Genomic DNA, 8975 nt, shown 5'->3' on the forward strand with positions numbered 1-8975 from the left:
TCCGACTACGGTTGACCTTGCTGCCCGACTGCGGAGTGATGCGTGCGAGACCCGGGATGACACGTTCGGGGCGAACCCCCGGCTCGCCGACATCACCTTCTTTGTTCGCCGCCGGTACGCTGCGGCGATGCCCCACTTATCGTTGTCGTTCGAATCGGCGCCGGCACCTCACCGGCGGATGCCGATCACGTTGGCCAGCGCGCTTTGCACGCCGGCCTGCCGCAATCCGGCGGACGTGAGCGGACCGGTCTGCAGATTGAGCTGCATCGTGTTCATGACCTGCTGCGCGTTGCCCGCGACCTGCACGACCTGCATGATCTGGTTCATGGCCGCGCCGGCGCCGCCCGCCACGCTCTGGCCGAGATTGCCGTTCGGCGTGTTGAGCGAAATCTGCATGCCGGCCGAGGAGATCGCCACGCTTGCGTTGAGATTGCCGAGCGTGGTCTGCGAGCTGTTCGTCCCCTGCCCGCTTGCCGGTACAAGCGCGGTGATCGAGATGCCGGGCGCGAACTGGATGACGGCCTTGTTCAATGCGTTGTTCGCGTCGCCTGCGACCTGCGTGATCTGTGCGACACCGTTCACGAGCACGCTCGTCGGGCCCGCAACGGTCTGCGTGAGCGGCCGCGCGGCGTTCGCGAGGCCGGGAATGATGCCGGTCGAGGCGCCCGTGCGCACTTGATAGCCGGAACCGTTCTGGCTGACGTCGAGCACGCCGGTGGCCATCAGGCTCGCGCCGGTCGGCATCTGCCATTGGGACTGCATGACGAGCTGAAAGCCCGTGATCATGTTCTGTTGCGCGTACTTACCGGTCGCGTGCGAGAGCACCTCATCGCTCACGGGCGTCCAGCTCTCGGGCACCACGCTCGCGGCAAACGCCGGCACGGCGCTTGCCAGCAGCGGAATGGCCAGCATCGGGACATATCGGTTCATGATGTTCTGATCTCAAAACAGGTCCGCCCGGATGATGCCGAAGTCCACCATCGGGGTCGGTGACGTCCCGGTCGCCAGCGCGCTGTCGCGCAGCTTGGTTGCCAGGGATTCGTTTCCTTTGAGCAGCGGTGAATCCTCCAGAAACGGCTTGCCGATGACCGCCAGTACCAAGCCGTTCCATTGCTTGGCGAAATCGGCCTGCTCGATGATGCGATTGCCCAGCGCCGGATCGGAGACGAACACGCGTCCTTCCTTCGCCGCCCTGATGACCACAAAGTGTTGATAGCCGTTGACGTCGATGAGCGCGATGACCGGAATCTTCAGGTCGTAGAGCGCACTGACGTCGACTTTGAAACCTCGCCCCTCGAGCCCGAGCGTCTCGACGAACTTCTTCATGTCGAGCATCGAGAAGCCATTCTTGATGACGGTTTCCGGATTGGAGAACACCATCATTCGCTGGATCATTTCGGTCTCGGGAATGTCGATCCCGTAGCCATAGCGCAGCAGCGTCGCAAGCGCCGCGGATCCGCAACTGAAGTCGTATTCCTGCTGGACCAGATTCACGTAGTGCATCGACTTGAACGAGCGCATCTTCTTGACCGCCGGTACTCCGGTAGAAGACTCCAGGCTCACCGATGCATACTGCGCGTGCCCGGCCACGCTTGCGCACGCCAGAGCGCAAACCGTAGCGATCCTTACCACGGCACGACGCGCATCATTCATGACTGACCTCATGAAAAAACCGGTCCGGGAGACTTCCCCGGACCGGTCGCGTACCTCACTTGATTGCCGAGATCGAGAGGCTGTTGGTCTGAACGTTGCCGATACCCGAGGCCACGTTCACGCCCACGTTGCCGCTCGCCCAGGTGAGCGCACCATTGCCGACCGTCGCATTGGCGATGAAGTCGCCCGAGGCCTTCATGCTGGCCGACTGGTCGCTTTGCGCCGTGGCATTGGCGGCGCCACCCTTATGCCAGCCGCTTCCGCCTTGCGAGACTGCCGCGGCCAGGTTGTTCGACTGCACGTTGCCGATACCCGAGGCCACGTTCACACCCACGTTGCCGGTCGCGCCGGCCAGCGCGCCATCCCCCACGCTCGCCTTGACATAGAACTGCGAGATGCTCGCCGAGCCCTTCGACGCCTGGTTCGCGAACACCTGTGCCGAGGCATACACCGGCTGGGCGTTGAGCGAGGCGATCGCCACGTTGTTGGCCTGCACGTTGTCCGCGCCCGCCGCCACGTTCACGCCGATGTTGCCGTTGGCGTTAGCCAATGCACCGTTGCCCACCGACGCCCCCATGGTCTGGTATTGCGCCGTGTTGACGTGGTAGGTGAGCGCGCCCTTGGTCCAGGCGGTCGACTTCGTGTACGTGTCGGTGAAGCCCCACAGCGCCGCCGCCGCGATCGAGTCGGCCGATACGGAGTAGTTGCCATGGTTGAGCGTGGCGTGGAAGGCCGCATCGAAGCTCTTCTGCGTGTTCAGGAAGCCTGCCGCGAGGAAGCCGGCTGCCTGCTGCGACTGCTGAGCATAGGCATAGCCACCCCAGGCGGACGCCTGGCCCGCGCCGAAGTTGCCGGCGAGATAGCCGCCGTACAGGGCCGCCCCGCCCGGCAGCGGAAGAACGCCGCCGCCCAGGATGAAGCCGCCGCCGGCGATGTTCGAATACTGATACCCGCCGCCCGCGACGAATCCGCCCGAACCGGAGCTCGACTGCCCAGCCACATAGGCCGCGCCGGCCTGGAAGGCCTGGCTCGTGTTCAGGTGGCCGTTGGCGCTCGCGTTCACCCACGACGTGGAGTCGTCGAAGTGCTTGGTGGTCTTGCTGGCGAGGAAGTAGGCGCTGCCCTGGTTCGACACCGTCGTGGTCTTCGAGTCCACGCCATACGTCACCTTGCCCGTCACATAGCTGCCGAGCAGCGGGCCCTTGAGGTTGACGTTGTGAACGTCGGCGACCTGATTGCTCTGCACGACGGCGTTGCCGGTGTTGTCCACCGTCACGCAGCCACGAATGCCGATCAGACCGAAGATGCCGACCAGGTTCAGGACGTTGGTTTCGTTGCCGATGAACGAGAAGCTGTATTGCTGGTGATTGGGCGACGCCATGGCGGAACCCGTTGCTACCAGCAGTGCAGCCGCTGCAATTGCTTTCGTTTTCATGACCATCTCCTTGACGAGAGAGTTACCCAGTTAAAAAGATGTGCCCGCCGGGGGACGGAGCACAAAAACATTTGCGGTTACATTGCCTATCCCAGCCGACTGGTTCACCTGCAACACCCCGCTCACCCCGCGAAACGCGTCACCGGAAATCGATGCCGTGCGGAACTGATCGTTGAGGTTGTTGTGCCCAGCCGGGCCACCCTTGGAGATCGCAGCGGATAGTGCCGTATCCGATACGCTCGCCACTCCAGACGCATCGCCGACCACAATCACGGTCGCGTTGCGTTGAAGATTGCCGGCACCGCTCGCCTGGTTGATCTGCATCAGCCCCGAGGTGCCTGAAAATGCGTTGCCCTGAATCGCGGCGCTGGCCGCGCCGGTCGTGGTCGTGACGAGCGCCTGCTGCTGGGTGCTGCTCGCGCCGGCCGTTACCGCGCCGCCGGTCGCAAGCACTGCGCTGTTCGCCTGCACGTTGTTCACGCCGGCCGCCTGGTTCACGCCCAGGGCGCCGGAAACGCCCACGGCGACGCCGTTCTCGACGGTGGCGTGCGTGCCGGCGAGCTCGCCGTTCACGATCCACACGTCATCGGCGAAGGCCGCGGCGGCGAAGACCGCCACCATGGCCGCGGCGGCGGCGCGAAGCGCGCTCGTCTGAACGGGGCTCATTTGGCCGCTCCGGCAGCACCGATGCTCGTGAGCGGCGCGAGCGCGGAGCTGATCACCGACGGCACCAGCGTGCCGATGCTGCCGACGCCGCCCGAGCCGCCCATGGCGCCGGCGAACCCACCGCCCACGCCGTTCGACGTATTCAGGGCGTTGCCGCCGCGCGCGTTGCCGACGAGCACGCCCATCACCGGGCTGATGCCGGACTGCACGGTGCTCGTGATGAGCCCGGCCGAGCCGTGACCGGTGAGTTCGTTGTCGGTGACCTGTTTGACGGCGCCCATCGCGGTATTGAACGGGCCGGTCGGGAAGGCCGGGACGGCAATGCCGATCGGGTTCTGCTCGCGCGGCAGGCCGCGATACGCGATTCGCGGGCCGATATTGCGCTCGATCACGAGATCGCCCGGCGTGGCCGGCTCGGCCCGCACGCTGCCCGGGAGCATCGCCGGCGCCACGGCCACGAGCATCGTGGCGAAAAGGCTGCCGGCATGCGCGGCTGAGAATTGGGTCATGTCGTTCACCGCGTGGTGTAGGTCACACGCGTGACCTGGACATTGTTCACGCCGTTCGACAACTGCTGCGGACGCGGCGTCGGGGTCACGGCGCCGGGCAGTTCGTCCCACAGCGTCACGCCGTTGGCGAGCGACATGCCCGGCGACTTGAGCATCATGCCGCCCTGCAGATTGCGCCCGCGCTGGCTGCGCAGTTGTTCGTCGTCGATACGGGCAGCCGCGAAGGGAACGCCGGCGACGCCGCCGGCGGCGAGAGGTTCCTTGTCGTCGACGCCGGCGGGGCTTGCGATATTGGCCGCGGCCGAAACGTCGTCTGGCGTAACCTGCAGCGCAACCGGCGCGTCGACGATGACGAGGGCGGCTTGCGCATCCGACATGGATGCGGACGACATGGACGACGTGGACGACATGGACGACGTGGGCAACATGGACGATGTTGCGCCCATCGGTGCGCCGGGCATTGCCGAGCCCGTGAGCATCGCCAACTGCATGAACGGCGCGCGCACGGCGGGCACGACTTCCTGGGCTTGTGCAGGGGCTGCGCACAGACCGAAGGTCACAGCGACGGCAGCGGCAAGCGCGCCAGCGCCTTGTCGTACTCGGTACTGCAGGTCGGTAGTGAGAATTCGCATCGTCGTGCCCTCCTTGCCGGGCTCAATAAAGCGACTTCCGTGCCACGCGAGCTAAGTGACTGAAATCATTGATGGAAAATTTTTTGCTCGTGCCGTCGTTGCATCCATGTGCGCGAAAACGTTTCAGCATTGATACGTCGGCCCCGGCGAGCCGCAGATGCCATGTCATCGGCGCCATTCCCAAGCATTCCGAACGACGAATGATGTCGGCGCGTTCAGCGATGCGTCGCGCCGACGCCCGTCGCGCAATGGTCTCGTGTGTCGGTTTCGCGGCAAATTCGAACACCCCCCGCCTGGCGACACGCCAGCGTCATGAACTCGGGCGCAACGCCGCGCCCGCGCTTTGCGCGCGGATGTTTCATCTTTGATGTGCCCGCGCGACACTGCGCGTTACGCGATTCGCGAAATACATCGCGTCGTGACACACGCGCGCGGCGAAGCATCGCCGTCGATCACGCGTGACGTCGCCATCGACGCGTGCTCGTCGGACACCACTGCGCAATGCGTATGGAGAAGCGAAAAAAATCGAACGTGCGCGCGCGTCGCCATTGCCCGTCGTTATTGACGATGGCAGGATTCGCGAAACGCGAGCCAGGGGAAGAAATCGCTAGAAATTCGAGGGATTGCGCGCGAAGGAGCGAGGAGCCAGGAAGCAGGAGCGCGATCGTCAGGAGCCCAAAAAGAAACGACCGCCCTGTTCATCACAGGACGGCCGCCCTCTCTTCGCCAGAAGACATCAGGCCGGCACGCCCGATTCGTCACCCCGCAATCCATACCGGCACATGAGCCGATACAGGGTAATGCGTGAAATACCCAACTCCGCAGCCACGTCCGTGAGGCGGTGGCAGTGGCGCAGCAAAGCCTGCTCGATGGCCGTTCGTTCGGCCTCCGCGCGAATCTCTTCGAGCGTGCGCACCATCGTCGGAACCCACGGCAGCAGGTCGAGATCCTTGGCCGAGATCATGCGGCTGTCGGCCATGACGATGGCGCGGCGCACGCGATTGATCAGCTCGCGCACATTGCCCGGCCAGTGGTATTCGTACATGGCCTGCACGGCGCACTGCGTGAAGCCGCGGATCTTGCGATGGTTGTCGCCCTTGAACCGCTGCAGCACGTGATGGGCCAGGATCTCGATGTCCTGGCCGCGCGCGCGCAGCGGCGGCTCGTCCACGCGCAGCACGCACAGACGATGGTACAGATCCATGCGAAAGCGCCCTTCCTTGACGGCCGCTTCGAGATCGACGTGCGTCGCCGAGATGATGCGCACGTTGACCGGAATGACCTCGTGGCCGCCGAGCCGCTCGATGGCGCCCTGCTGCAAGAAGCGCAGCAGACTGGCCTGGCTCTCGATGGGCAGGTCGCCGATTTCGTCGAGAAACAGGGTGCCGCCGTTGGCCGACTCCACACGGCCGATCTTGCGCGCGTTCGCGCCGGTAAAGGCGCCGCGCTCGTAGCCGAACAGTTCGGACTGCATCAGGTGCGGCGGAATCGCGCCGCAATTGATCGCCACGAACGGTCCCTTGGCGCGCAAGGAGCGCTCGTGAATCGCCACGGCCGTCAGTTCCTTGCCCGTGCCGGACTCGCCCGAGATGAACACGGGGGCGTCGGTATTGGCGACTTTGCGGATGGTGCGAAAGAGCTGCTGCATCGCCTCGCACGTGCCGACCATTTCCTGATCGCCGCCAACTTGCGGCGTGATGATCGGTACATCGGAGAGCGATGCCATGCCCCACGCGTGACCGATCGAATGAGCGATCTGATCGTTCGTGCAGGGCACGTTGATGTAGTCGAAGCAATAGTCGCGAATCAGACGGCGAATGGCCGTGGTCGTGAGCTGCTCCGGATTCGTCGCGGCCACCCAGCCGACCGTGGCGGGTTGCATGCAGGACTCGAACGCCCCCATCTCGCGGTCGCTGTAACCGCTCGCCAGGTCGATGAGTGCTGCGCTGGTGACCCCCGGGTTGAGAATGCGACTCACGTCGCTGGCGCTTTTGGCCGGCATCACCTGCCAGCCCTGCTCCCCAAGGAACGACAGCAGGCCATCGTTGTGCTTTCGGGAAGCGTAAATCAGGGTGCGCCCGGTATCGTTAGCCATACCTTAACTCCCTGCCTAAGCAGTGCCTGCGCGCATTTGTCGGGTCTCAGACCGGATCGGCGCGACAGGAATACGGCCCCACGCCGCTTGGGAGTTTTCTTTTGTTCCCCGTGTCGTTGGGTCCCCCGAGTCGGCAGGTTCAGTCTAGAAGACCGGGTTGGGGGCAGAAATAGCGAATAACAGCTAATCCGATTGGATGAGAGGAGCAGTACCTACGCGCAAGCACGCCGGCAGTCACGCGCACGTCATGCTCAGAGCGTATGCCTGTCGAGCACGGCACGGGCGATCGTGCCGGCATCCACGTACTCGAGTTCGCCGCCCACGGGCACGCCGCGGGCGAGCCGGCTCACGCGCAATCCGCGTGCCTTGAGCATCTGCCCGAGGTAGTGGGCCGTGGCTTCGCCTTCGTTGGTGAAATTGGTGGCGAGCACGACTTCCTTGACCACGCCGTCGGTGGCGCGACGGATCAACTGCTCGAAATGAATCTCGCCCGGGCCCACGCCGTCGAGCGGCGACAGATGGCCCATGAGCACGAAATACAGCCCCTTGAAGGTCATCGTCTGCTCGAGCATGTTCTGGTCGGCGGGGGTCTCCACCACGCACAGCAGGCTCGTGTCGCGCTCCGGATCGAGGCACGTCTCGCAGATTTCGACTTCGGTAAACGTGTTGCAGCGCGCGCAATGGCGAATCTGCTCGGACGCATGCACCAGCGCTTCGCCCAGCCGCACCGCCCCCTTTCGGTCGCGCTGCAGCAGGTGATAGGCGATGCGCTGCGCGGACTTCGGACCGACACCCGGCAACGCGCGCAGCGCGTCGACGAGTTCCTGAAGGCTCGAGAGCTGGGGGGGCATGCGTCGTCTTCTACGTCTCTATTCGGGGAGCCGCGCCGCTCAGAACGGCATCTTGAAACCCGGCGGCAGCGGCAGGCCGGCGGTCATGCTGCCCATCTTCTCCTGCGCGGTGGCTTCGGCCTTGCGCACGGCGTCGTTGAACGCGGCCGCCACGAGGTCCTCGAGCATGTCCTTGTCGTCGGCCAGCAGGCTCGGATCGATGGTTACGCGTCGCACGTCGTTCTTGCAGGTCATCACGACCTTGACGAGACCGGCGCCCGACTGCCCTTCGACTTCGATCTGGGCGAGCTGCTCCTGCATCTTCTTCATGTTTTCCTGCATTTGCTGGGCCTGTTTCATCAGGCCGGCGATATTTCCTTTGAGCATCTTGACTCCTGAGTAAATCGAGTGGGTCGAATGGTTCGAATGGTTCGAAACGGGTCGATGGGTCGAATGGGAAAGCCCGCGAAGCGTGTAACGCGCGTTTGATGGTGAAATTCCACAAAGCGGCGCCGCTTCGCGCAAGCAGACTTGCTTATTGTACCGGGCGAATGCTGTCGGGCAGGATTTGTGCGTCGAATTCTTCGATCAGCTCGCGCACGAGCGGGTCCTCGGCGATGGCCTGCTCGGCCGCGCGCTGGCGGGCCGCCGCCGCTTGCGCCGCGAGCGACGCCGCCGTCGTGCCGACCTGCCCCACTTCCACGTGCAGTTGCACGTCCGCGCCGAAGTGCTCCGTGAGCACCTGGCGCAGCTTCTCCGCCGTAGCGGCGTCGGCCAACTGGCGCAATGGCACGCGCAGATGCAGCGTGCGGCCGGCGACCTCGGTCAGCTCGCTCTGAAACGCCAGTTGCTGAGCCAGGCCGCGTGCAGGCAACTCGGCCGCGAGTGCGGGCCATTCACCGGTGAAAACCGGCGCCACGCCCTCGGCTTCGCGATAGACGCAGGCGCGAGGCGCGGGCGCAGGCTCCGGCGCCGCGGGTCCGGCAGGCTCGGGCTCCGGATCGGCGCCCGCAGGGGCGTCGTCCGACGCGCGAGGCGCGCCGGCACGCGGGGCTGGTGTCGCGCCGCCGGAGGTCCTGCCGCCTGCGCCCTTGCGTCCGGCATTGAGTGCGGCCAACGCCGCGCGCGCCGGCGACATTGGCACACCGTCGGTCG

At 65.0% G+C, this 8975-nt stretch carries 11 protein-coding genes; all 11 read right to left on the bottom strand.

From position 1 onward, the window contains the following. Positions 1-168: 168 nt before the first annotated feature. Complete coding sequence (locus PNO31109_RS18750; RefSeq protein WP_150556960.1) at positions 169-930, bottom strand: peptidase C39; 762 nt, start codon at positions 928-930, stop codon at positions 169-171. Positions 931-942: 12 nt separating this feature from the next. After that, complete coding sequence (locus tag PNO31109_RS18755) at positions 943-1653, bottom strand: C39 family peptidase (RefSeq protein ID WP_241013875.1); 711 nt, start codon at positions 1651-1653, stop codon at positions 943-945. A gap of 55 nt (positions 1654-1708) precedes the next feature. Further along, a complete protein-coding gene (locus tag PNO31109_RS18760) occupies positions 1709-3088 on the bottom strand; it encodes a FapB/FapC family functional amyloid domain-containing protein (RefSeq protein WP_150556961.1) in 1380 nt (459 codons plus the stop codon). A 30-nt stretch (positions 3089-3118) separates the two neighbouring features. After that, complete coding sequence (locus tag PNO31109_RS18765) at positions 3119-3709, bottom strand: FapB/FapC family functional amyloid domain-containing protein (RefSeq protein WP_150556962.1); 591 nt, start codon at positions 3707-3709, stop codon at positions 3119-3121. Positions 3710-3750: 41 nt separating this feature from the next. Beyond that, positions 3751-4263: a FapA family amyloid fibril periplasmic chaperone gene (locus PNO31109_RS18770; RefSeq protein WP_150556963.1), complete on the bottom strand. Its 513-nt coding sequence runs from the start codon at positions 4261-4263 to the stop codon at positions 3751-3753. A gap of 5 nt (positions 4264-4268) precedes the next feature. Next, positions 4269-4895 carry a hypothetical protein gene (locus PNO31109_RS18775; RefSeq protein ID WP_150556964.1) on the bottom strand — a complete coding sequence of 209 codons (627 nt, stop codon included), beginning with the start codon at positions 4893-4895 and terminating at the stop codon, positions 4269-4271. 22 nt (positions 4896-4917) lie between these two features. Then, a complete protein-coding gene (locus PNO31109_RS18780; RefSeq protein WP_150556965.1) occupies positions 4918-5181 on the bottom strand; it encodes a hypothetical protein in 264 nt (87 codons plus the stop codon). Positions 5182-5631: 450 nt separating this feature from the next. Then, complete coding sequence (locus PNO31109_RS18785) at positions 5632-6990, bottom strand: sigma-54 dependent transcriptional regulator (RefSeq protein ID WP_150556966.1); 1359 nt, start codon at positions 6988-6990, stop codon at positions 5632-5634. Positions 6991-7241: 251 nt separating this feature from the next. After that, positions 7242-7841 carry a recombination mediator RecR gene (gene recR / locus PNO31109_RS18790; RefSeq protein WP_150556967.1) on the bottom strand — a complete coding sequence of 200 codons (600 nt, stop codon included), beginning with the start codon at positions 7839-7841 and terminating at the stop codon, positions 7242-7244. 39 nt (positions 7842-7880) lie between these two features. Beyond that, a complete protein-coding gene (locus tag PNO31109_RS18795) occupies positions 7881-8207 on the bottom strand; it encodes a YbaB/EbfC family nucleoid-associated protein (protein WP_150556968.1) in 327 nt (108 codons plus the stop codon). Positions 8208-8355: 148 nt separating this feature from the next. Next, positions 8356-8975, bottom strand: a 620-nt coding sequence (locus tag PNO31109_RS18800; protein WP_280525236.1) for a DNA polymerase III subunit gamma/tau C-terminal domain-containing protein, incomplete at its 5' end; no start/stop codon positions are given.

The sequence above is a fragment of the Pandoraea nosoerga genome (assembly GCF_902459585.1).
Lineage (GTDB): Bacteria > Pseudomonadota > Gammaproteobacteria > Burkholderiales > Burkholderiaceae > Pandoraea > Pandoraea nosoerga.

Bases quoted from the DNA above. Each gene is read 5' to 3' on its own strand.
- PNO31109_RS18785 (WP_150556966.1), bottom strand. From the start codon at position 6,990: ATGGCTAACGATACCGGGCGCACCCTGATTTACGCTTCCCGAAAGCAC.
- PNO31109_RS18750 (WP_150556960.1), bottom strand. From the start codon at position 930: ATGAACCGATATGTCCCGATGCTGGCCATTCCGCTGCTGGCAAGCGCC.
- recR (WP_150556967.1), bottom strand. From the start codon at position 7,841: ATGCCCCCCCAGCTCTCGAGCCTTCAGGAACTCGTCGACGCGCTGCGC.
- PNO31109_RS18760 (WP_150556961.1), bottom strand. From the start codon at position 3,088: ATGAAAACGAAAGCAATTGCAGCGGCTGCACTGCTGGTAGCAACGGGT.
- PNO31109_RS18775 (WP_150556964.1), bottom strand. From the start codon at position 4,895: ATGCGAATTCTCACTACCGACCTGCAGTACCGAGTACGACAAGGCGCT.
- PNO31109_RS18770 (WP_150556963.1), bottom strand. From the start codon at position 4,263: ATGACCCAATTCTCAGCCGCGCATGCCGGCAGCCTTTTCGCCACGATG.
- PNO31109_RS18795 (WP_150556968.1), bottom strand. From the start codon at position 8,207: ATGCTCAAAGGAAATATCGCCGGCCTGATGAAACAGGCCCAGCAAATG.
- PNO31109_RS18765 (WP_150556962.1), bottom strand. From the start codon at position 3,709: ATGGTGGCGGTCTTCGCCGCCGCGGCCTTCGCCGATGACGTGTGGATC.
- PNO31109_RS18755 (WP_241013875.1), bottom strand. From the start codon at position 1,653: ATGAATGATGCGCGTCGTGCCGTGGTAAGGATCGCTACGGTTTGCGCT.